This window comes from Pseudomonas putida, assembly GCF_025905425.1.
GTDB lineage: Bacteria > Pseudomonadota > Gammaproteobacteria > Pseudomonadales > Pseudomonadaceae > Aquipseudomonas > Aquipseudomonas putida_AF.
This window is the reverse complement of sequence record NZ_CP109603.1, coordinates 1,122,815-1,146,323: the sequence shown is the minus strand read 5'-3', so window position 1 is coordinate 1,146,323 and position 23,509 is coordinate 1,122,815. Positions and strand designations below refer to the sequence as shown.

The following is a 23,509-nucleotide window of genomic DNA, read 5'->3' as shown; positions in this document are numbered from 1 at the left end:
GCGCCGGTCACACCGGCGCCGGCAGCGCCGAAGCAGCGCCTGCCCCAGTGCCGATGACAACAGGGTCATAGGGGAAGAGCTGGCCACCGTCGCACTTGAGCACGCGGTCGGCGATGGCGAAGTAGTGGTCGTCGTGGCTGATGGCGATGATCGTCTTGCCCTGCGCCTTGAGCTCGGGCAACAGCTCGCGGTAGAAGAACGCCCGGAAGCCTGGGTCCTGGTCGGCGGCCCACTCGTCGAGCAGCAGGATCGGCCGTTCCTCGACCAGCGCCACCAGCAGGGCCAGGCGTTTGCGCTGGCCCTGGGACAGGCGGGTGGTGGACAGCCCGCCCTGGGCGTCGATGCTGACCTTGCGCTGCATGCGCAGGCGCTCAAGCCAGGCCTGGGCCAGTTGCCGATCGAAATCGCCCTGCGGGCCGACCAGGCGCTCGAACAGGTAGAAGGTGGAGAACACCGTGGAGAAATGTGCGCGGTACCAGTCGCGTAATGCCGGGGTGATCGCCACGCCTTGCAACTTCAGGGTGCCGGCACTGGGCTCATAGAGGCCGGTAAGCAACTTGGCCAGGGTCGACTTGCCGCTGCCGTTGCCACCGACAATGAATAGGATCTCGCCCTTGGCGATACTCAGGTTCACCGGCCCCAGGCGGAAACCGTACTCGTCGGCCTGGTGCGGGTAGTCGTAGCTCAGGGCCTGCAGCTCAAGCATCGGCTGGCCGCTGTCGACCTCGCCGCCGCTGGCCGAGGGCTCTTCGCGGTAGTCGGCAAAGGCCAGGGTCTGGATCTTGGCCAACGACACATTACCGGCCACCAGGGTCGGCAGGCTGCCGATCAGGTCGTTGAGCGGCATGCGCAGGAACATCAGCACCAGCACGAAGGCGCCGATCACACCATTGCTCACCCCCAGCCAGGTGCCCGCGGCAAACAGCCCGCCGGCCAGGGCGAGGATCAGCGCCACGGTCCAGTTCAGGCTCAAGGTCCAGTAACGGTCGGCGTGCACCTCGTTGCGCCGCGCGTATTCGGCCGCCGGCTGCAGGTCGAGCGCGTAGAAGCGCTCCTTGCGCCGGGCGTTGAGGGCCAGTTCGAAGCGCCCTTCGATGGCGCCCTGGTAAGCGGCGTACAGGCGATCATCGGTTTCGCGCACGCGGGTCATCAACTGGCGCATCTTGGCGAACCAGCCGTGGGCCAGCCAGGTGCCCAGGCCCAGGCCGACCGCGCAGATCAGCAGCAACTGCCACGACAGCCAGGCCATGTACAGGCAGCCGCCCAGCATCAGGACCAGGTTGTAGAACACGAACGGCATGCGGTTGAAGGCCTGGCCGATACTGACGATGTCCTTGCTCAGGGTCGCGTACAGGCTCGCTTCGCCGATTTTTTCCAGTTGCTCGATGGAGGTGTCCAGCAGGCGTTTGACCATCTGCAGGCGCAGCTCGTAGACCACCCGGTGGCCCAGGGCCGTGAGCAATGCCTGGGAGCCGAAACCGCAACCGAACAGCAGTACCAGCAGGCCGAAGAACTTGGCCCCCAGGGCCGGGTCCATGCTGACGCTGCCGGCGATCAGCCGGTTGATCTCGTTGATCAGACCGATGCCGGCCGCCGCGCTGATCAGGCTGGCCAGCAGGCCCAGGCTGAGCAGGGCGCGATGACGCTTGAGCAGTGATAGGAACAGGGTCATGCGAAATCCTCGGGGTGGCCTGTGCAATGGCCCAAATGGTTCACTCGAAGGCGAGCAGCAGTTTTTCGATCTCGGCCAGTTCATCGACAACCGGCGTGGCGCAGGCCTGCTCGATCAGCGCCGCCATGTCGGCCAGCACCGGGTTGGCGAACAACTGGGCCAGGGCGACCTCGCAGGCGAAGTACTGGCGGATGCGCGCCTGGATCCTCACCAGTTGCAGGGACTGCGCCCCCAGGCGGAACAACTCGGCGCGGGGGGCGATCGGCCAGATGCCGAGCACCTCGCGCCAGATCTGTGCCAGGCCCTCCTGCCACGGCCCGGCCAGGGCCTCGTCGCTGGCATCGTCGGCGCCTTCCCATTCGGGCTCGGGCAAGGCCTTGCGGTCGACCTTGCCATTGGCGTTCAGGGGCAGGCTGGCCAACACCACGAACGCGCTCGGAACCATGTAGGTCGGCAGGCACTGGCGCAGTTGCTGCTGCGCCCAGGCGCTGTCGAACGCGCCCGCGTCGTGGCACAGATAAGCCACCAGCAGGTCCTGGCCAGCCGGTGCCCGACGCAGCACGACCACCGCCTGGGAGACACCCGGCAGAGCCACCAGCGCGCTTTCGATCTCGCCCAGCTCGATACGGAAACCGCGCAGCTTGACCTGGAAGTCGCTGCGCCCGAGGAACTCCAGGCTGCCGTCTTCGCGGTAGCACGCCCGGTCGCCGGTGCGGTACAGACGGCTGCCGGCCTGCGCCCCTGGCGCCGACGGCTGGGCGAAGGGATTGGGCACGAAGGCCGCAGCCGTAAGCTCCGGACGATCGGCATAGCCACGGGCCACGCCGGCGCCGCCGATGTACAGGTCGCCAGCCACACCCACCGGCTGCGGTTCGAGGTATTCGTCGAGCACATACAGACGGTTGTTGGCCAACGGCCGGCCGATCGGCAGGATCGCGCGGCTCACCTGTTCGACGGCCTGCACGGCTGACCACACGGTGGTTTCGGTGGGGCCATAGACGTTCAGCAAGTTCACCTGGCGCGCCAACAGGCGCTCGGCCAGATCGGCCTTGAGCGCCTCGCCGCCGCACAGCAGGCGCAGCCCGGCCCAGGCTGGCGAGTCGTGCTCGACCAGCATCTGCCAGGTGGCTGGCGTGGCCTGCATGACACTGACGCCATGGCGCTGCATCAAGCCGAGCAATGCACCCGGGTCGAGGCTGTCCGCACGGCTGGCCAATACCACGGTGGCGCCATGCACCAGCGGCAGGAACAGCTCCAGCCCGGCGATATCGAAGCCCAGGGTGGTCACCGCCAGCAGCCGATCGGCAACGCTCATCTGCACATGGGCCTGGATGCCATGGAGGAAGTTGACGAACGCCTCACGCTCGATGTCGACGCCCTTGGGGCGCCCGGTGGAACCGGAGGTATACAGGGTGTAGGCCAGCTGCCGAGAGTGCACGGGCAGCTCGAGGCTACTGTGGGGCAGCAGCGCGAGGGCGCTGTCCAGGGTTTCCAGCAGCACCACCCGGGCCGTGCTGCCCACCACCTGCTGCAGGTTCGCCCGTGTCAGCACCAGCCGTGGCTGGGCCTGGCCGATGATATCGCTGTTGCGCGCGGCCGGTTGGCCAGGGTCGATCGGCAGGTAGGCGCCGCCGGCCTTGTGTACCGCCAGCAGCGCCACCAGCAGGTCGGGCTCGCGTTCCAGGCAGATCCCCACCCGCTCGTCGCAGCCCACCCCATTGGCCACCAGCCAGTGAGCCAGGCGGTTGGCCTGGGCATCGAGGGCGGCGTAGCTCAGGGTTTGCTCGCCGCAGATCAACGCACAGCGCTCAGGCGCCGCCGCGACCTGGCGCTCGAACAGCGCCAGCATGTCCTCGCCCGGCACCAGCGCCTGTTCGCTGGCGTTCCAGCGTTCGAGCTGCCGGTGGCGCTGGCCCTCATCGAGCAGCGGCAGCTGCCACACCGGCCCGTCGGGCTGGTTCATCAGGCCATCGAGCAGCAGGCTGTAGCCTGCCGCGAGACGTTCGATGGTCGCTGGCGCGAACAGCTCCAGGCTGTATTCCAGCTCACAGAAGATACCGTCGGGGCGTACCGCGGCATCCAGGGTCAGGTCGAACTTGGCGCTGTCCTGCGCCGGCAGGACACGCTCGGTCTGCACCCCCGCCAAGCCGAAGTTCACCGCCGCGCCGCTGCTGAGGTTGAACATGGCCTGGAACACCGGGGTGCGGCTGGCGTCGCGCTCGACGTCGAGGTGTTCGAGCAGCAGCTCGAACGGCACCTCGGCGTGTTGCAGGGCATTGAGCGATTCCTGGCGCAGGCGTTCGCACAGCGCGCGGCCGGTCAGCTGTGGGCCCAGATCAACGCGGTAGACTAGGGTGTTGACGAAAAAGCCGAGCAGCTCGTCGAGCGCTTCATGGTTGCGTCCGCCATGGGGCACGCCCACTGCGAAGGCCTGCTGGCCGCTGTAGCGTGCCAGCAGCACCTGCCAGGCCGCCAGCAGGATCACCAGGGCGCTGCTGCCATTGCTGCGGCAGAAGGCCTGGACCTGCTCGGCCTGCGCCGCTGGCAATTGCCAGCGCAGACGCTGCCCGCGCAAGCCTTGTTGCGCCGGGCGCGGGAAATCGGTGGGCAGTTCCAGCACCGGCACCTGGCTGCCCAGGTAGTGCTTCCAGTAATCCAGGTCGGCCTGGGGCGCGGCGCCACCCAGGCGTTCACGCTGCCACAGCGCGTAATCGATGTATTGCACCGGCAACGACGGCAGGCGCGGGGTGTCGCCGCGCACCGCCTGGGCATAGGCGCTGGCCAGGTCGGCCACCAGGATCGGGTTGGACCAGGCGTCGCTGACGATGTGGTGCATCTTGAGCAACAGCCCGTGGCAAGTTGCGTCGTAGCGAATCAGCTCGACCTTGAGCAAGGGGGCCTGGGACAGGTCGAAAGCGCAGCCATCCTCGATGCCCAGCAGGCCCTGCAGATGGTCGTGCCGCGCAGCCTCGACCACGTCCGGGAAGGAACGCTCGTGCAGGAAGAACGCGGCGCTGGCCAGCATCTCCTGGCGCGGCTCGCCGTCGATTTCGATGAAGCGTGTGCGCAGTACGCCGTGCCGTTCGACCAATGCGGTGAATGCCTGACGCAGAGCCTGGACATTCAACGCACCGTTGCAGATAAACGCGCGGGTAAGGTTATAAGCAGTGGAAAGCGGCGCCAGGCGCTGCAAGAACCACAGGCGCTGCTGCGCGAACGAAAGAAGTTGCGGGCTGTCATGGGCACGCATCAGTAGCGGGTCTGGCTGTGCCTGGGCATCGCTCTGCAGCAGAGCAAGTAACGCGTCATCGAGATTGTCCATCGGTGTTCGAATTCCCTTGTAAAAACCGACTGGAGATTGAGTGCGCGGGATCTTATTCGCAAATGATAATTGATGTCAATTAAGATGATCTAGCATCCCTCCCCCTAGTTAATTGCGCCACTTCACTCTACTCATCACACAAGCTGCAGAGCTCAACGCACCGATTGCGACAAGCATCAATTCTCTTCAAGTGATGCTTCAGTTATCTGTTTACTCGATGCAGCTAGGAGCCGTAATCGTCAAGGTGATTGCCAGACAACCGGCGGGATCTGGACTTCGCCATGAAGCTTTCCCTTGCTTTCTGCTTCTTGCCTCCCCGATAGCGCTACCCGCCATAGCTGATGGCGTTCGCGAATGCTTCGGTCTAAGCCAAATGCAGCGGCAACTCACTGTCATCGAACAGTTGGCCGATAATGCATAAAGCCAGAGAAAGCCAAACTAAAAATGGGGGAAAAAAACCTCAAAGCACAAAAAAGCCCCGAAAAATCAGGGCCTTGCTGAAAAATAATGGTTTAAGTACAGGGGTTTAACTATTGCAGCCAATAGCCCCCTTGCAAAGCGCCGTAGCAATTGTGAAATCGTTTTGCCGATGGGCAAATCGATCACTCGCGTCTTGAACCGCTCTCCCGAATCAAAGACCGAGAACTAACAACGTAGACGCTGGGTGGCCCGTACCTGCTCTAGCAGGCGCTCCACACCGCACATCAGGAAACTGAGCGAAGCCTCGTCGACCAATCGACCTTCGCGGATCTTGCTGCCCGAGCTGCCGATCACGATCTGCGGGTACTGGACCAAGCGAGCCGGGATAGCCCACAACGTTTCATTGAGTTGTTGATGTGCTCGAACGCCCCCGGTAAACGCAGGTGAGGCAGTGAACGTAAGGACAGCGCGACCGCTCAGCACCGATTGACCATGGGGGCGCGACAGCCAGTCGAGGGCATTCTTCAGCACTCCCGACATGCCGTGGTTGTACTCCGGGGAGCCGATCAGCAGACCATCGCTACGGGCCACCGCCTCGCGCAAGGCCAGCACCTCCAAAGGCGCATGCACGCCATCGCAGTCCTCGTTGTATGGGGGAAGCGAGCCAAGCCCGAAGAGCTCCAGGCGAACAAGTTCCGGCAAGCATTCAGCCACCGTGCGCAACACTGCCGTGTGGGCCGACTGTGCACGCAGACTACCGGACAATCCCAATAGATTAACCTTCGTACTCATAGCACTCGCGCCTCGATACCCTGCATGAACACGACGGCCCTTGCAGCCTTAGTAGAAGTATTACGCCAGGCATGGCGGGTAGCGTTCTGAATCACCACATCACCCGCGACCACACGACGTTGCTGGCCGTCATCCAGCTCAAGCCAAAGCTCACCTTCAAGTATCACCACATAGTCAACCGTCGGCGTCCTGTGCATGGCCGGGTCCTGTGCCTCGAAGCATTCCAGCAAACCGGGCATCGCCGCCGACATTTCCGCGAGCGCGCGAGCCGGGTCCAGCGGTGAGGCCATCACGCTATCCGGCGCCAGACTGATCATCAGCATCGATGACCCGCCAGGCAGCGGTATCAGCGAGGCATTTCCCGGGGTTCGATCCTCGCTACATCCAAGTGATCCGGAGGTATCGTTGCGCCAGACCTGAGTGATGCCATAGCCCGGCATGTCGATGAAGTCCTTAGCCCTTGGCGCCGGCTCATCACTGACGAATACCGAGCGGCCCTGGGCATCATGGCCGGTAACGATTCTGCGTACGTACATCGTGGTTCCTCTTGGCAAACGGCTGCCCGGCGGGGGCCTGCGCCCCCGCCGGTACAATCAGGGGCGAATGACGAAATTGCCGAAACCACCTTTGCGGTTCTCGATACCGCTGATCGCTTCGTTCACGTCCTCTAGGGCAAAAACGCTGTGTTCGAAGAACGACAGATCCAATACACCAGACTCGACCATGTCAGCCATGGCTTGGCCCTGGGCAGTGGTAAACCAGGCTGAACCGCTGATCTGGATGTCGTTGTCCATGATCCAGTGCAAGTCGATCGGGACGTCGCCGGCGATGGCGCCGATATTGACCAAGTGACCACCCCGGTGCACCGACTTCAACGCTTGCAACAAGCTCTCGTGCGGAGCACCAGGGCCCAGTGCATCGATGGCCACGTCAACGCCCTCCCCCTGAGTGATTTCGTGTACCCACTGTTGGGTGGGCACGGTACCCAGGGTATGGATTTCGATACGACCTGGCGCAGCCAAGTCTTTGACTTTCTGGAACAGTTCCTGATTGCGGGCGGTGCCGAGGATCTTGCGCGCGCCCATGGCCAATGCCAGCGCCACGGCTCCTAGGCCCAGGGTACCGCTGATACCGTTGATCAGCACAGTGGAGCCCGGGCCGACGTTCGCCCGCTGCAAGGCCTTGTAGGCAGTACCGAGGTAACCTAAGCGCGCAGCGGTTTCGAAGCTGAGGTTATCAGGCAGCTTCACCAGACTGTATTGAGGCGCCGGGATGTACTCGCACAAGCCACCATAAGGATAGTCCTCGAACATGCGCGGACTTTTCGGGGTGAAGCCAAAGTAGCCGTTGAAGGTGTAGGCCGTACAGCCGATGGAGTTCCCGGCACGGCAGGCCCGGCACGAACCGCAATGGCGCCCGGGGTTCACGTAGACCCTATCGCCCACCTTGAAGTCATACACCTGCTCACCCACCGCCTCGACCACACCGGCCGGATCGAGGCCAAATACGGCCGGCAGTTTGGGCAGCGGATTCTGAGGGAACCATTTGACCCAGTTGGTCAGGATGTTGTGCAGGTTGGGCACGATGCCACAGGCCTTGACCTTCACCAGCACTTCAGTAGGTCGAATCTGCGGCACGGGCAGTTGCTCGATGACCATGGGTTTGCCGCCCTCGTACAGGCGCGCGGCGCGCATCGTTTTTGCAGTCATGCTGTTCTCCAACACGTATTGTTTTTGTAGTGGTCTTGAAACTTTGGGCCAACCGTATCGCCAAGGTCTCAGCGCAGTCCGTCCTCGCCCTTCACATCAGCTGCAGCCAGCCCGCCAATCCGCGCGTGGATGCGCCCTCCTGTGGCCATCGCCAGGCCGTAGGCGATCTCATTGCGCCGCGGCCCGTCCCAGATAGTCATCTCCGCCACACCGAAATGGCTGCGTACGTACGCCGCCTGAATGTGCCCCAAAGGGATCATCAAACGCGAACCCAACCCGGCAACGCTCTTGGCAGATGGCACAATCGCCTTAGGGTTACCCATCGCCTCGCGCATGGCCCAGCCTCCCGCTTCATGCCACAGCGCACCGTGCTCGAGCTCGCCATCCTCGCCAACAATCGCACCTTTGCCATAAGCCTGCACACGCGAGACACCGCCCAAAGCTGCCAACAGGCGTTGTGACAGTTCGCTGCCCAGCGCACGCAACTGGGTCATGAACACCAGCAGGTCCTCTTCATGGCGACCAGCGAAGGGGTTCTCCACCACTGCCGTGGCCACAGCCACCAGCAACGGCTCGGCGACTACCACCCCACCCTCGTGATGCACTTCCTCGACGTCCAGTTTGATTTTGCGGATTTTCACCAACGACATGCTCGATCTCCGAAAGAGGCCCGCCGGGAAGAAGTTGCTGAGCGGACTTCCACAGTATGCATTTTCTGATGTATGGTGCAAGAAATTATGTTTTATGCACAAAAAAGGAAGCACTACCGATGAAACTGATCTCCTATCGATACAACCACCAGCCCCACTTCGGGGCGGTGGTGGACGAGCATGTCATAGAGCTGACCGCGCATTTCAGAGGTATCCACGACCTGGCAACGCTGCTGGCCGATGACAAGCTGCTGGCCCAGGCGCGCGAACATGTTGCGAGCGCCGTTGCGGACTATCCGCTAAGTGCCGTGCAGCTGGAGCCGGTGATCCCCGCGCCTGGGAAGATCATTTGCGTGGGCATCAACTATGTCGCGCATGCCGCAGAAGCCGGTCGCAAGGTCGGCGAGCACCCAGTGATCTTCCAGCGCTTTGCCGAGACACTGCTGGCCCACGGCGAGCCGCTGTTACGCCCCAAGGTCTCTGAAGAGTTCGACTTCGAGGCGGAGCTGGCGGTGGTGATCGGAAAAGGGGGCGCACACATTGCACCCGAGGACGCCATGCAACATGTTGCTGGCTACACCTGTTTCAACGACGCCAGCGTGCGCGACTGGCAGTTCCACACACACCAGTACGGCATGGGCAAAACCTTCCGCAGCACCGGCGCCCTTGGCCCGTGGCTGGTGACCGCCGACGAGATTGCCGACTATCGCCAACTGCAGGTTCACGGCATTCTCAACGGTGAACAAATGCAGGAAGGTTCACTCGCCGAACTGGCGTTCGATATCCCCAACCTGATCGCCTATGTCTCCAAGGCTCTGACCTGGAACCCGGGTGACATCCTCGCAACCGGAACCCCCAGCGGCATCGGTTTCAAACGCACGCCGCCGGTGTTCTTACGCCCAGGTGATGTGTTCGAGGTGGTCATTTCGCAGATCGGTACTCTGTCAAACCCAGTAGCCGACGAAACCTGAAACGCGCCGACAATTACAATAAGAGGGGAATTTCAATGAACACCTTACCGCGCATCAACTTCACCCATACCGGTACCTTCTGCGCAGACCTGGACAACATGGTCGAGTTCTACTGCAGCAAGCTGGGCTTCATCGTCAGTGACAAGGGTGTCGCCTCTACCGGCCACCGCCTGTTCTTCATGACCCAGAACCCCGAAGTGCACCATCAACTCGTGCTGTTCGATGGCAAACCGGTGGATCTGCCCTTCAACCCGATTAATCAATTGTCGTTCCTGCTGGACACGCTCGAAGACCTGCAACGTTACTACCAGTTCGCAAAGGCCAATGGCATCGGGCCAATCGATCAGGTCGACCACGGCAATGCCTGGTCCATGTACTTCAAGGACCCCGAAGGCAATCCGATCGAGATGTATGTCGACGCGCCCTGGTACACCAGCCAGCCTTGCCGCGAACCGCTAGACCTGGAGCAAGATGCCGACCAGATCAAGACCCAAACCTTGGCCATGTGCCAGCGGCGCCCAGGCTTCCTTACCCGTGAGCAGTGGATGGCCTCGATCGCCGAGCGAATCGCCGAACAGCGCACCCGCTGGTAGTCACCTGGCGCGACCTGCTCCGGCAGGTCGCTCACTCATGGGTCAAGAGTCACGCCATGCACAAGAATCTGATTGCAGGACAGTGGTACACGGGTAGCGGGGTACGTGAAAACGTTAACCCCTCAGACCTCGACGACACGGTCGGCCTGTACGCTCAGGCGAGCCGTGACGACACACTGGTGGCTATTGCAGCCGCCCAGCAGGCACAACCGCGCTGGGCCGCATGCACACCACAGCAACGCGCCGATGCACTGGATTTCATCGGCAGCGAATTGCTCGCACGACGCGAAGAACTCGGCCATCTGCTGTCTCGCGAAGAAGGCAAGGTGCGCTCAGAGGGCATCGCGGAAGTGACGCGCGCCGGGCAGATCTTCAAGTACTTCGCCGGGGAGGCGTTACGCATCCGCGGTGAACACCTGGCGTCCACACGCCCCGGCATCGAAGTGGACATACGCCGCCAGCCGGTGGGCGTCGTAGGCATCATCACGCCGTGGAACTTTCCCATGGCGATCCCCGCCTGGAAGATCGCTCCGGCCCTGGCGTACGGCAACAGCGTTCTGTTCAAGCCCGCTGATCTGGTACCGGGTAGTGCCTGGGCACTCGGTGAAATCATCAGCCGCGCCGGTCTTCCCGACGGCAGCTTCAACCTGCTGATGGGGCGTGGCAGCGTAGTCGGCCAGGCTCTGCTGGAGAACCCGCTGGTCAATGCCATCAGCTTTACCGGCTCGGTGGACACCGGTCGTCTGCTGATGCAGACCGCCGGCGCTCGTTTCGCCAAGTTGCAACTGGAAATGGGTGGCAAGAACCCACTGCTGGTCATGGCCGATGCCGATCTGGATCAGGCAGTGCAGTGCGCTATTCAAGGTGCGTATTACTCCACCGGCCAGCGCTGCACGGCGTCGTCGCGGTTGATCGTCGAAAAAGCCATCTACCCCGCATTCACTGCAGCGCTGGTCGAGCGTTTGAATCATCTGCGAATCGGCCATGCCCTGCACGCGGACAGTCAGATAGGCCCGGTGGCCGAGGCTGCGCAACTGGAACAAAACCTCGATTACGTGGCGACTGGCTGCCAGGAAGGGGCGCGCTTGATATATGGCGGGGAGCGGCTGCAACGCGACACCGCCGGTCACTTCATGAGCCCTGCCCTGTTCGTCGACGCCAGCGCCGAGATGCGCATCGCCCGCGAGGAAATCTTTGGTCCGGTGGCCTGCGTCATCCCCGCCGACAACTACGAGCACGCACTGGCTCTGGCCAACGACAGCCCGTTCGGCCTGTCGGCGGGTATCTGCACCACCTCGCTCAAGCACGCCAGCCACTTCAAGCAACACATGCAAAGCGGCATGGTCATGGTCAACACGCCAACAGCTGGCGTCGACTATCACGTGCCCTTCGGCGGCTGCAAAGGCTCCAGCCATGGCCCGCGCGAGCAAGGTAGCTACGCCGCCGAGTTCTTCACCACGGTCAAGACAGCCTACACCCAGGCCTGAAACCCACAACAATAAAGGTGGAACACACAATGGTTTACGATCTGATCATCGTCGGCATGGGCCCGGTAGGCGCTACGGCGGCCAACCTGGCCGGCCTCTGGGGGTTGAAGACCCTCGCTTTGGACAAGGCTGAAGGTATCTACGAGAACCCCCGGGCTATGGGTCTGGACCACGAGGTCATGCGCGCCTTCGACAACATCGGCCTGGCCGACAGGATTGCCAGCCATGTCATGCCATACCGCGCCTCGCACTACCTAAGCAGCGGCGCGCGCCTGATCAAGCGCATCGACGCAGCCAAGCCACCCTACCTGCTGGGCTGGTCGCCCAACTACGTGTTCTCCCAGCCGCCAGTGGAGCGAGCTCTGCGCGCACGTATCGAAGACTTCAACAGCGTCGAGGTACAACTAGGTTGTGAAGTGCTCGAGATCGAGCATGGCTCACCAAGCCAGGTGCGCCTCCGTGATCGGGACGGTCGCGAGCGCCTTTGCAGCGCGCAATACATACTGGCCTGCGATGGCGGTACCAGCCCCATCCGTACCCGACTGGAACTGCCAATGGATGACCTGGCTTTCGACGAGCCCTGGCTGGTAGTGGATGTGACACTCAAGGATGGTGCCGGCGCCGACTTACCCGAAACCAATATTCAGTATTGCGAAGTCGAGCGCCCCTGCACCTTCGTGGTCGGACCCGGGCGGCACCGCCGCTGGGAGTTCATGATCAACCCGGACGAATCCCCAGCCGAGATCGCCAGACCGGAGTCGATCCAGCGGCTGATCTCGCGCTGGCTACCGGCGGGTGACTACGACATCTGGCGCGCTTCGAGCTACCGCTTCCACGCCCTGATCCTCCAGCGCTGGCGATACGCGCAAACATTCTTCCTCGGTGATGCGGCGCACATGACCCCGCCTTTCCTCGCCCAAGGCATGTGCCAAGGCATTCGCGACGCCATGAACCTGATCTGGAAACTTGCCTTGGTCCAGCGCCAACTGGCGTCGCCGTCCATTCTCGACAGTTATGAGGTCGAACGCGCGCCCCATGTAAGACGCACGACGGAGGTGGCCAAGACGTTCGGTCAGACTATCTGCGAGCGGGATGCCCAACGTGCCGCCGAGCGCGATCAACGCCTGGAAGAGCAATTGCGCCTGCGCCCGAACGGGACCGTGACGCGGCAATCGCTGATTCCAGGCTTAAGTGGCGGCCTTATCGATACCTCGGTAGGCGCAGGCGAACTGTTCCCGCAGCCAAGGGTGCGCAATGCAAACGGAGAAACGGACCTGCTCGACCGATTCACCGGACAGACACTGCGTCTAGTGCTTGGCGCCGAACCGATCGATTCGGACCTGCTCGACTCGCTTCAGCAAGCGTGTGCTCCGCTGCCAGTGAGCGTCATCCAACTTTCGCAAGCACCCGCCACCAACGATGTCCCCAGCCATCACTACAACGAACAGGACGATGTACTGGGTACATGGATGCGCGAGCGCGACTGCAGCGTAGTTCTGGTACGACCAGACCATTACGTCTACGGCACAGCGGTCGATACCGAGCAGGCCCTGGCACTGGTGCAACGCCTGCGCGCAGCGTTAGACGCCTGAAGCAAGGGGGCCCCGCGCAGCCACGACCTGCACGGAGCCCCCTCTGGCTGACAGCTTGTCACTGCAGCGTGGAGTGCTGCCCCAGCACTGCATCGGTAACCCGCGCCAGGGTCTCACCGATATGACGCCCCAACAGATTGAGCGCCTTTTCACTTTCACGGGCCAACACCGCGTCCATCAACTGCTTATGCTCGTCGTTCTTGTGACGCTCGACGGTGCGACGCTGGGCCGAGAAACGACGATAACGCTCGGCACGATCGAACAGCGAGTCGATGGTGCGCAACAATAACGAGGACCGGCACGCAGAGAACAAGGCAAAGTGAAACGCCTTGTGCCGCTCGGACCAATCGTCATTCAGCGCCACTGGCAGGCTGCCCAACTTCTTCTCGACCAGGCACAGGCGATGATAAGCCCCCAGCACATCAGCCTCCCAGGCATCGTCGCCGTGAGCGATGGCGTCAGCCAACGCCTCGCGCTCCAGCAGGCTGCGCAAGTGAGTGATTTCCTCGAAATCCTTGACCGTCAATTCAGCGACCCGAAAACCTTTGTTCTCGTTGGCATCGACGATGCCCTCCTGGGCCAGACGGTTGAGCGCCTCACGAATCGGTGAGCTGCTCAGGCCATAGGCCTTGGACAGCTCGGCCACCTTGAGTTTTTCCCCAGGTGCCAGTTCGCAACAGATGATCGACTTTTTCATCTGCTGGAGTGCGATCTCGATCAATGATCCGCTGTGATTGCTAAGCATGTGTAAGGTCCAATGAATGTTGCACTATTCAGGATTTTATGCGCAAAAATATCTTTGTGCAATTTCAGTCTGTCCGCTGATCGAGCCTGAAGTACCCGAGAATACTGCGTATCTCTTCGCCGAGGCGTTGCATGTCACGGCTGGCGGCAGCCATCTGGTCGTTGCTGATTTCATTCTGTTGCGCCGTTTCGCGCACATTCAGCATGCTCCTGCCAACCACTTGGGCAATTTGGCATTGCTCCTCGGTCGCAGCAGCGATCTGCTGGTTTAGCCCGTGCATGATCGCCAGCTGCTGCGCAACCTGTGCCAGTGCAGCACTGGCATCTGCCGACAACTGCTGAGCGAACACGGCCTGGTCTCGGGCATCCGCGATTCCGATGACCGCATCCTGCGTCTGGCATTGCAAAGACTCGGTCAGCGTACCGATTTGCGCAGCCGCCTCCTGGGTACGGTTGGCCAGGTGTCGCACTTCGTCAGCCACCACCGAGAAGCCACGCCCTTGCTCTCCCGCCCGCGCCGCTTCGATGGCTGCATTCAGCGCCAGCAGGTTGGTCTGTGCGGCCAGGGTATGGATCACTTCGAGTACCGTACCAATACGCAGGCTTTCGGCTTCCAGACGCTGCATGGCCTGGGTCGCACTGTCCATCTTCACCGTCAGTTGTCGGGTTTGGACGGCGACCGCTTGGACATCCCGCTCCCCGGCTTCGTAGCCGCTGCGGGCCGCCTGCGCCGACTGCAAGGTGCTTTGGGTGTGCAGGACAACCCGCTCTAGGCTGGCATTCACCTGTTGCATCGCCTCTGCTGTCCCCCCGGCCTCAAGCGACTGCACGCGGGCCGACTGGCTAGCCTGTTCACTCACCTGCAGCAAGCAGTCGCTGGCCTGGCTCAATTGCTGACTACCAGCATCAATGCGCGAGAGGATGCCATGCAGGCTACGCGACATATCCTGCATGGCCTGTAGCACCTGCCCAAGCTCGTCCCCTCGGCGTACATCGACGCTTCGCCCCAGGGTGCCGGCGGCGACATCGGTAGCCACCGCAGCGGTGTAGCGCAGCGGCGCAACGATGCTTCGGCGGATCAGCACTGCCGCGCCCGCGCCCAACAGCAACGCCAACACCGTCATCGCGGCTAGGCCAACGTACGCTTCCCGCTGCAATTGATGCTGCCCCGCCACCAAATGCGTCTGCCGGGCCTCGAACGCACTCAGCATCTGCCCAGCAATATCATCCATGCGCTGTTCACCGAGACGGCTTTGCTCGGCCAGCAAGCGGAACTCGTCGAATGCCTGACGATAGTCCGAAAGCGACACCAACGCTGCCTCGAGGGTTTCCTTCTGCACACCGCCAGCACCAGCCGCCACAGCCTGAGTGGACGATTGCAGGTCGTTCATCTGCAATTTCCACTGGTCATGGCGTGCCTCTCCCGGGGCGGCGACATAGGCCCATTCGCTCCCACGCACGGCCATCAATTTGCGCATCAACGCCATCGCGCTATCAGCCATGTTGACCAATTCCAGGCTGGCCTGGCCGCCCGCCAATTCCTGCCCCAGCGCCTCCAGCAAGTCTTGCTGCACCGCTTCGAAGCCGACCCGTGCGTCTTCGGCACGTGTCGCCATCACCCCCTGGGCGGCGGCCGCACGTTGCCGAGCGATGCTGAAGGCACGGAACTGCGAGGTGTAGTCCCGGCTTGGCTGAAGCACATCAGCGTCATCCACCAAATCACGCGACAAAGCCTGGGTCACATCCTGCATTCCCTGCTCCACGTTGGCCGTGGCCGTACTGTCGGGGTTAGTGCGATAGGTCTTTTCCGCAACTCGGGTTAGCAGCACAGCGACGTGCAAATCACTCACGCCGATCAAGCGCGCCTCGCCCTCCAATACCGTGCGCAAGGTCAAAGTCGCCGTGCCGGCTAGGACAACGGTGAGGCCGCAGAGCAGGCTGAATCCCGTGACCAGCAGGGCGTTGATGGAAAGAGGACGACGTGGAGTGGAGGGTTGAGTCGCTCGCATTGGGGGGTTCTCGGCAGATGGTACGGATGCCGCGCATCGTGGGCATCGGCAGGGGCGTGCTTTTTTCTTGACTTTAAAAAAGTACAGATTTAGTTTTTGTGCACAAAGTGATTTTTGAGGCATAATGAAATGAATCACGCACAAAACAAAAATTCAATCCTTGTTCGCCCCGCCAGTCTCCAGGAGTGACGCTCATGCCCGTCAAAGCCGTACTGGATCGCCATCAAGCGGAAACGCTGCTGGACGCTGCCGAGCAGGAAGCACAACGCAATGACTGGGCGGTGTCGATCGCCGTGGTGGATGACGGTGGGCACCTGCTCGCCTTCCGACGTCTGCAAGGCGCTTCAGCCTCTTCGACGCAGCTCGCAATAGACAAGGCCCGCTGCTCAGCCCTGACTCGCCGCCCTACACGCTTCTTCGCCGAAATGATCAACGCCGGCCATCTGGGCGTGAACACCCTGCTCGGCATCGTCGCGATGGCCGGCGGGGTGCCGGTGGTCATTGAGGGCGATGTGGTAGGCGCGATCGCCGCCAGCGGTGTGAAAGCCGAGTTCGATGCCCAGATCGCCAATGCCGGCATCGCCAGCCTGGCGACAGCGCCTGGAACCGTTTAACCCCCCTCACTTGCCCTCAGGAGTATCACCTGATCACTGCTGCCTAGCGCCGCCACTGCCGTAAATCGATTCGCGCCAACAACAATAAAAAGCAGAAGAGGTTTCCATGAAAATGCCGCATTGCCGCCCCGGCCGCCCGGTGCGCCTCAACCGTTTGACCGGTTCCATGGGCGCCGCCCTGGCCTTGTGCAGTTCGTTCAACGCCTCGGCGTTCCAGTTCGAGACAGGTATTCCCGAACTCACCACCCGTTGGGACAACACCCTCAAGTACAGCAATGCCTTCCGGCTCAACGGTCGTGACGACAATGTCGCGGCCGGGCCAGGAACGTCAGTGCCCAATCCCAACGTCGACGATGGTGACCGCAACTTCAGCAGCGGCCTCATCTCCAACCGCATCGATTTGCTATCGGAACTGGACATTCGTTACAAGGACGTGGGCGCTCGTCTGAGCGGCGCGGCCTGGTACGACTCGGTGTACAACGACAGCAATGACAACGACTCCGCCGCCACGGCGAACGCGCTGTCGGTGCGTAACGACCACTTCACCGATGACACCCGCAAGCTGCACGGGCGCAAAGGCGAATTACTCGATGCATTCGTGTACGGCGCCCGCGATATCGGCAACACACGCCTCTCGGGACGATTGGGCCAGTTCACCCAGATCTATGGCGAGAGCCTGTTCTTCGGCGCTAACGGCATTGCCAATGCACAGTCCACGGTCGACCTGGTCAAACTGCAGTCGGTGCCTGGCTCGCAATTCAAGGAAATTCTGCTGCCGACAAAACAGGTCTCGGGCAACTGGCAACTCACCGATACCATCAGTGTTGGCGCCTACTACCAGTTCGAGTGGAACAAGACTCGCCTGCCGGGCTCGGGTAGCTACTTCAGTGCCGGTGACTTCGTCGGCGACGGTGCCGAGAGCGTGTACTTCCCCACCGGCCGCCTAACCCGCGGGGCCAGCATCAACGCCAAGGACTCGGGGCAGTTCGGCGCACAGTTCAAGTTCAGCCTCGACGACTGGGAATTTGGCCTGTATGCGGCCAAGTACCACGAGAAGACCCCGATCTTCTACTTCCGCCCTGCCGCACTGATACCGGGCAACGACGACAGCTACGTCAACGTCTACGCCGAAGACGTGAAAGTGTTCGGCGCAAGCTTCAGCACCCTGGTGGGCGAGGCCAACGTGGCCGGTGAAGTGTCGATGCGGGTCGATACCCCGCTCGCCCCCACTGGCGGCGTGGTAATTGCCGGCATGGGCGCCGACAACGACAGCCATGCGGCCTATCCGGTGGGCAACTCGCTGCACGCGCAGGTGTCGATGATCAACGTCTTCGGCGGCAACGCGCTGTGGGATGGCGCCTCCCTGGCCGGTGAGCTGGCGTTCAATCGCCGCTTGAGCATCAAGAAAAACGCCGACCAACTCGACCCCAACACCACCCGCGATGCCTATTCGCTGCGCTTCACCTTCGAACCGCAGTACTTCCAGGTGCTTCCGGGGGTGGATGTGCAACTGCCGATCACCGTCGGTTACACGCCCTATGGCCGCTCTTCGGTCACCCCGCAGGCATTCGCACCTGAACATGGCGGCGACATCACCCTGGCGCTGAAAGCCGACTACCAGAAGACCTGGTACGCCTCGCTCAGCTACACCAATTTCTTCGGTGATGGCGGCCCGATCATCGACCAGAACAATGCCTACACCTTCAAGCAGACCCTCAAGGACCGAGACTTCGTCGCCTTCTCGATCCAGCGTACGTTCTGATAGCCGCCTTGTACCGGAGACTTACCATGAAACAGCATGCCCCCCTCTTGTCCCTACTGACTGTACTCAGCCTGGCCTGCGGTCATGCCATCGCGGCCGTCAGCGCTGATCAGGCCAACACTCTCAAGACCACACTGACCCCAATGGGCGCGCAGAAAGCCGGCAACGCCGACGGCAGTATCCCAGCCTGGACCGGTGGCCTGACCAAGGACGTGCCTGGCGCCAAATTCGGTGACGTGCCGGCCGACCCATTCCCGGGCGAGAAGCCCGTGCTGCAGATTACCGCCCAAAATGCCGCGCAATACGCCGACAAGCTCAGCGAAGGTACCCGTGCCCTTCTGCAGCAGTACCCCGATACCTTCCGGGTCGATGTCTACCCGACTCATCGCACGGCGGCCGCGCCTGCTTGGACCTACGCCAATACCCTAAAGAACGCCACCGACTGTCAACTGATCGAGAATGGCTTATCGGTTAAAGGTTGCTATGGCGGCGTCCCCTTCCCAATCCCGGCCAACGGCAACGAGGTGATCTGGAACTTCCTGCTGCGCACCGAGGCCGAGTCGATCCAGCACGGCTACCGCAACATGATCGGCAATGCCGATGGCAGCCGTACCCTGGCCAGCCGCGGGGTGGAGAACTGGCAGTACCCGTACTACTACAAGGACGGCAATGCACAGAGCTGGCCCGGGCAATACGTACTGCTGCGTTTCCTCACCACCGAACCGCCGTTCAAGGCCGGCGAGTCACTGGTCACCCATGACAGCATCGACGCCGCCAGCCCGCGCGAGGCCTGGCAGTACTTGGTAGGACAACGGCGGGTACGGCGCGCGCCGACTGTGGGCTATGACACCCCAGACTTCGTCGCCTCCGGGGCCAACTACTTCGATGAAGTGCATGGTTTCATCGGCCATCCCGACCGCTACCAGTGGAAGCTGATCGGCAAGAAAGAAATGTACATCCCCTACAACCTCAACGCTTTCCACGCAGCCAAGCCGGACGAGGTTTACACCGAGAAGACCCTCAATTCGGACAAGATGCGCTGGGAGCTGCACCGGGTCTGGGAAGTTGAAGCAACGGTGGCGCCGGGCAAGCGCCATGCAGTGCCCAAGCGGCGCTTCTACATCGACGAAGATAGTTGGACGGTGTCGCTGGTCGATGGCTATGACGCCCAGGGCAAGCTCTGGCGCGTCACCCAGGCACTGCCGTTTGTGGTCCCGGCGATCCCAGCGGTGGTGGTCAAGCCAGTGGTCATCTACAACCTGCAAGCGAAAACCTACAGCATGGTTCAGGGACTTAACGGCGAGACCTACCAGGTCATCGCGCGCAAGCCTGAGAACTTCTTCACCGGCAATGCCGTGGCCGCAGGCTCCGTGCGCTGAGCCTGGCCCCCGCGTTAACCGAGGCGGGCCCCGGCCCGCCTCTACCGTCGATTGTCGAGGTTCAGATGGCTATAACAAAAACGCTCCATGCGCTATGCCTGCGCTTGCCCCTGGCGGCCTCCATGCTGGGCACCCTCCCCGCCACTGCGGCAGCGCTGGACGCCCCGCTGTACCAACGCCCGGCGCTGCACAGCGAACTGGCCGCCCGCTCGCTGATGCTGGATGTCACCCGCGCCGGCAACGACCTGGTGGCCGTTGGAGAGCGCGGTTTCATCCTGCGCTCACAGGACAATGGCCAAAACTGGCAACAAGTACCTTCGCCGGTCAGCGTCACCCTGACCCAGGTGACCTTCCCTACGCCGTCGCAAGGCTGGGCGGTAGGCCATGCTGGAATCATCCTACACAGCGACGATGCCGGTCGCAGCTGGACCACGCAACTCGACGGCAGCCAGGCCGCGCAACTGGCGCTGGATGCAGCAACCGCGGCATACGCTGAACACCACGACACCGAGCACCAGCAACGCCTCGAAGACGCGCGCCAGCTCGTCGACGACGGGCCTGATAAGCCCTTGCTGGCCGTGCACTTCTTCGATGCCCAGCGCGGCCTGGCAGTCGGCGCCTACGGGCTGGCATTGGCCACCAATGACGGGGGCAGGCACTGGCGCTCGGTCAGCCAGCAGCTCGACAACCCATCGGCCCTGCACCTCTACGACATCCTCGACCTCGACGGCACGCTGTTCATTGCCGCAGAGCAAGGCCTGCTGTTGCGCTCAACCGACCAGGGCGAGCACTTCAACGCGGTGCAAATCCCCACTTCCGGCACACTGTTTGGCCTGCTCGCCAGTGAGGACAACTCACTTCTGGTGTTTGGTCTGCGCGGCAAGATTCTGCGCTCCGACGATCGCGGCGACAGTTGGAAGACTGTCAAGAACGACCAGCCGATCACACTCACCGCAGGCACGCGAGGAAGCGATGGAACATTGCTGCTTGTCGATGAGACTGGCCGCGTGCTCAGCAGTCAGGACCAGGGTCGGCATTTCCGCGCTAGCGGTACCAACGCCAGCTCACTCACCAGCCTAAGCGAAACCGCAGATGGCCGCTTCATGTTGAGTGGCGTGCGCGGGCTTACCCCTTTCTCCCTGCAAGATGGACAACGGAGCAGTGCCCGTGAACAGTAAAGTGACCGCGCCGCACAACGACGCTCTTATCGACCTCAAGACCTTCGACAAGCAGTCCGGCAGCCTGGTCGAGCGCTTGCTGTTCAATCACCGCGGCCTGGTTGTCGCATTGTGCCTCCTGGCCAGCGCTCTGCTGGCCTGGCAGGCGACCGGCCTGCGCCTGAGCGCGGCCTTCGAGAAGATGATTCCGGTTGGGCATCCGTACATCGAGAACTACTTCAAATACCGCGGCCAGCTCGGCGAAGGTGGCAATACCCTGCGCATCGCACTGAGCAGCAAGAATGGAACCATCTACGATGCCGACTACCTGGATACCCTCAGGCGTCTCAACGACGAATTGTTCCTGCTCGAAGGGGTCGACCGTCCCTACATGAAGTCGCTGTGGACCCCTGCCACCCGCTGGATAGGCGTCACCGAAGAAGGTTTCGACGGTGGCCCTGTCATTCCCGACGACTACGACGGCTCCGGTGCAAGCATCGAAGAGGTGCGCCAGAACGTCGAGCGCTCTGGCGAGATCGGGCGGCTGGTCGCAGCCAACATGCGCTCCAGTGTGATTCTGCTGCCCTTGCAGGACACCAGCGGCGAAGGTGCCACGCCACTGGATTACCATGCGCTGTCACAACGCCTGGAACAGTTGCGTCAGCAATACGAAGGCGACAAGTATCAGATCGTCATCACCGGCTTCGCCAAGGTCGTGGGTGACCTGATGGACGGCCTGTTGCTGATGCAAGTGTTCTTCGCCGCCACCCTGGTGATTTGCGCCCTGGTGCTGTTCTGGTACACCCGCTGCCTGCGCAGCACCCTGCTGGTACTGTCCTGCTCGGTGATCGCGGTGGTCTGGCTCCTGGGGCTACTGCCGACTTTGGGCTATGCACTGGACCCGTATTCGATCCTGGTGCCCTTCCTGGTGTTCGCCATCGGCCTGAGCCATGGTGCGCAGAAGATGAACGGCATCATGCAGGACATCGGCCGCGGCGCCGACAAGCTGGTCGCCGCCCGCTTCACCTTCCGCCGCCTGTTCCTTACCGGCCTGATGGCGCTGATGGCCGATGCCGTCGGTTTCGCGGTACTGATGATCATCAATATTCCGGTTATCCAGGACTTGGCCGTGACCGCCACGATAGGCGTCATGGTGCTGATCCTGACTAACCTGGTGCTACTGCCGATCCTGCTGTCGTTCACTGGTGTGAGCCAAGCCGCCGCCAAGCGCGAGGCCGAAGCCGAGCAACTGGCCCTGAGCGACAAGCAGCACCGCCGCCACCCGCTGTGGTCGTTCCTGGACCGCTTCACCGAGTTGAAGTGGGCGCGCTGGGCCATCGGGATCGCCGCGTTGCTGGGCGCGGCGGGTTTTGCTATCAGCCTGCACGTCAAGGTGGGCGACCTCAGCCCGGGTGCACCGGAGTTGCGCGCCGACTCACGCTACAACCGCGACAATGCCTTCATGGTCGGCAACTACGCCGCCAGCAGCGACAAGTACGTGGTCATGGTTAAAACGCCACCGTTCTATTGCGCCAACTACGACACCTTGGTCAGCGTGGACGCATTGGAGGCACGCTTGCTGCAGTTGCCCGGAGTAGTATCCACCACCTCTCTCGCGGCATTGAGCAAACAGGCGGCCGCCGGTATGAACGAGGGTAGCCTGCGCTGGTACGAGATTCCCAAGAACCAGGGGCTGTTGAACGCGATCATCACCCGTGCCCCGCGCGAACTGTTCAACCAGAACTGCGACCTGCTGACCGTCAATGTTTTTCTCAGTGACCACAAGGCCGACACGCTGACGCGGGTGGCACAGACCGTCGACCAGTTTGCCGCGCAATACAACACCCCGCAGCTTCAGTTCATGTCGGCGGCCGGCAATGCTGGCATCGAGGCCGCGACCAATATCGTGGTCAAGCGCGCCAACCTGCAAATGCTTCTGATGGTCTATGCCGCAGTGATCGTACTGTGTTTCATCACCTTCCGCTCCTGGCGCGCCGTAGTGTGCACAGTGCTGCCACTGATGCTCACCTCGGTATTGTGCGAGGCGCTGATGGTGGGCCTGAACATCGGACTCAAGGTTGCCACGCTGCCAGTCATTGCCTTGGGAGTGGGCATCGGCGTGGATTATTCCTTGTACGTGCTGAGTATCACCCTGGCCAATCTGCGCAAGGGTGACAACCTCTCCAACGCCTACTATGCCGCTCTGTTGTCCACTGGCAAGGTGGTGGTGCTGACCGGCGTGGCGCTAGGGGTGGCGGTGGCGACCTGGGTGCTGTCACCGATCAAGTTCCAGGCGGACATGGGCATCCTGCTGGCCTTTATGTTCGTGTGGAACATGCTCGGCGCACTCATTCTAACTCCGGCACTGGCGCGGGTTTTCTTCAAACCCACCCTGCAGCCTGTATCGACGTGAGAGCTCGACACGTTCACACCTAAGGCGCCCTCTGGGCGCCGCACTCCTTCCCAAAATCTATCAATGAGATGGTCACTGACATTGAGACCAACAAGGACATTAGTGACTGGCGCTGCGCTGACGAACTGATTCGACTCACTGCGAAATCATCATTCTGTAAAACCTGCCATTCTTACGCGCCAAGCTTGGTTGTGCGGCCCGCACCTGCGTACAGAACATGAAC

The 23,509-nt window shown here is 62.0% G+C and carries 17 protein-coding genes and 1 pseudogene; 9 read left to right on the top strand and 9 right to left on the bottom strand.

The features are described from left to right. Positions 1 to 7: 7 nt before the first annotated feature. The 6 genes from OGV19_RS05175 to OGV19_RS05150 all read right to left on the bottom strand — a co-directional run bounded on the left by OGV19_RS05175 (position 8) and on the right by OGV19_RS05150 (position 8,565). Positions 8 to 1,672: a cyclic peptide export ABC transporter gene (locus OGV19_RS05175; protein WP_264312428.1), complete on the bottom strand. Its 1,665-nt coding sequence runs from the start codon at positions 1,670 to 1,672 to the stop codon at positions 8 to 10. A gap of 40 nt (positions 1,673 to 1,712) precedes the next feature. Further along, positions 1,713 to 4,994, bottom strand: a complete 3,282-nt coding sequence (locus tag OGV19_RS05170) for a non-ribosomal peptide synthetase (RefSeq protein WP_264312427.1) — start codon at positions 4,992 to 4,994, stop codon at positions 1,713 to 1,715. A 645-nt stretch (positions 4,995 to 5,639) separates the two neighbouring features. After that, positions 5,640 to 6,206 carry an NADPH-dependent FMN reductase gene (locus tag OGV19_RS05165; protein WP_264312426.1) on the bottom strand — a complete coding sequence of 189 codons (567 nt, stop codon included), beginning with the start codon at positions 6,204 to 6,206 and terminating at the stop codon, positions 5,640 to 5,642. Further along, positions 6,203 to 6,742: a cupin domain-containing protein gene (locus OGV19_RS05160; RefSeq protein WP_264312425.1), complete on the bottom strand. Its 540-nt coding sequence runs from the start codon at positions 6,740 to 6,742 to the stop codon at positions 6,203 to 6,205. Before OGV19_RS05160 ends, OGV19_RS05165 begins: the two co-directional genes overlap by 4 nt. A 57-nt stretch (positions 6,743 to 6,799) precedes the next feature. Then, entirely contained in the window at positions 6,800 to 7,915 is a 1,116-nt protein-coding gene (locus OGV19_RS05155; RefSeq protein ID WP_264312424.1) for an alcohol dehydrogenase catalytic domain-containing protein, read from the bottom strand. Between the two features lie 68 nt (positions 7,916 to 7,983). Further along, positions 7,984 to 8,565 (bottom strand): amino acid synthesis family protein, encoded by a 582-nt coding sequence (locus tag OGV19_RS05150; RefSeq protein WP_264312423.1) that lies wholly within the window; start codon positions 8,563 to 8,565, stop codon positions 7,984 to 7,986. A 119-nt stretch (positions 8,566 to 8,684) separates the two neighbouring features. On the opposite strand from OGV19_RS05150, the gene OGV19_RS05145 reads away from it, so the two are divergent. The 4 genes from OGV19_RS05145 to OGV19_RS05130 are packed head-to-tail and all read left to right on the top strand — an operon-like array spanning position 8,685 to position 13,208. Next, positions 8,685 to 9,536 carry a fumarylacetoacetate hydrolase family protein gene (locus OGV19_RS05145; RefSeq protein WP_264312422.1) on the top strand — a complete coding sequence of 284 codons (852 nt, stop codon included), beginning with the start codon at positions 8,685 to 8,687 and terminating at the stop codon, positions 9,534 to 9,536. Between the two features lie 35 nt (positions 9,537 to 9,571). Next, a complete protein-coding gene (locus OGV19_RS05140; RefSeq protein WP_264312421.1) occupies positions 9,572 to 10,129 on the top strand; it encodes a VOC family protein in 558 nt (185 codons plus the stop codon). Between the two features lie 56 nt (positions 10,130 to 10,185). Then, a complete protein-coding gene (locus tag OGV19_RS05135; RefSeq protein WP_264312420.1) occupies positions 10,186 to 11,616 on the top strand; it encodes an aldehyde dehydrogenase family protein in 1,431 nt (476 codons plus the stop codon). Positions 11,617 to 11,645: 29 nt separating this feature from the next. Next, positions 11,646 to 13,208: a bifunctional 3-(3-hydroxy-phenyl)propionate/3-hydroxycinnamic acid hydroxylase gene (locus tag OGV19_RS05130; RefSeq protein WP_264312419.1), complete on the top strand. Its 1,563-nt coding sequence runs from the start codon at positions 11,646 to 11,648 to the stop codon at positions 13,206 to 13,208. Between the two features lie 58 nt (positions 13,209 to 13,266). Here OGV19_RS05130 and OGV19_RS05125 read toward each other — a convergent pair whose 3' ends face one another. The 3 genes and pseudogenes from OGV19_RS05125 to OGV19_RS27705 all read right to left on the bottom strand — a co-directional run. Next, positions 13,267 to 13,953, bottom strand: coding sequence for a GntR family transcriptional regulator (locus tag OGV19_RS05125; protein ID WP_264312418.1), 687 nt, complete (start codon positions 13,951 to 13,953; stop codon positions 13,267 to 13,269). A gap of 64 nt (positions 13,954 to 14,017) precedes the next feature. Next, complete coding sequence (locus OGV19_RS27710; RefSeq protein ID WP_413470127.1) at positions 14,018 to 14,896, bottom strand: methyl-accepting chemotaxis protein; 879 nt, start codon at positions 14,894 to 14,896, stop codon at positions 14,018 to 14,020. After that, positions 14,891 to 15,076: pseudogene (locus tag OGV19_RS27705) on the bottom strand (HAMP domain-containing protein); the annotation flags it as partial. The pseudogene OGV19_RS27705 and the gene OGV19_RS27710, both read right to left, overlap by 6 nt. A 1,079-nt stretch (positions 15,077 to 16,155) precedes the next feature. On the opposite strand from OGV19_RS27705, the gene OGV19_RS05115 reads away from it, so the two are divergent. From OGV19_RS05115 to OGV19_RS05095, 5 genes are all read left to right on the top strand, one after another. After that, complete coding sequence (locus OGV19_RS05115) at positions 16,156 to 16,575, top strand: GlcG/HbpS family heme-binding protein (protein ID WP_264312416.1); 420 nt, start codon at positions 16,156 to 16,158, stop codon at positions 16,573 to 16,575. Positions 16,576 to 16,741: 166 nt separating this feature from the next. Continuing rightward, positions 16,742 to 18,337, top strand: coding sequence for a DUF1302 domain-containing protein (locus OGV19_RS05110; protein ID WP_413470126.1), 1,596 nt, complete (start codon positions 16,742 to 16,744; stop codon positions 18,335 to 18,337). Positions 18,338 to 18,363: 26 nt separating this feature from the next. After that, the gene (locus tag OGV19_RS05105; RefSeq protein WP_264312414.1) at positions 18,364 to 19,716 is read left to right on the top strand and encodes a DUF1329 domain-containing protein; all 1,353 of its coding nucleotides are present in this window, start codon (positions 18,364 to 18,366) and stop codon (positions 19,714 to 19,716) included. A 65-nt stretch (positions 19,717 to 19,781) separates the two neighbouring features. Continuing rightward, positions 19,782 to 20,894 carry a YCF48-related protein gene (locus tag OGV19_RS05100; protein WP_264312413.1) on the top strand — a complete coding sequence of 371 codons (1,113 nt, stop codon included), beginning with the start codon at positions 19,782 to 19,784 and terminating at the stop codon, positions 20,892 to 20,894. Beyond that, complete coding sequence (locus OGV19_RS05095; protein ID WP_264312412.1) at positions 20,884 to 23,286, top strand: efflux RND transporter permease subunit; 2,403 nt, start codon at positions 20,884 to 20,886, stop codon at positions 23,284 to 23,286. The genes OGV19_RS05100 and OGV19_RS05095 overlap by 11 nt, the downstream gene beginning before the upstream one ends. Positions 23,287 to 23,509 lie beyond the last annotated feature (223 nt).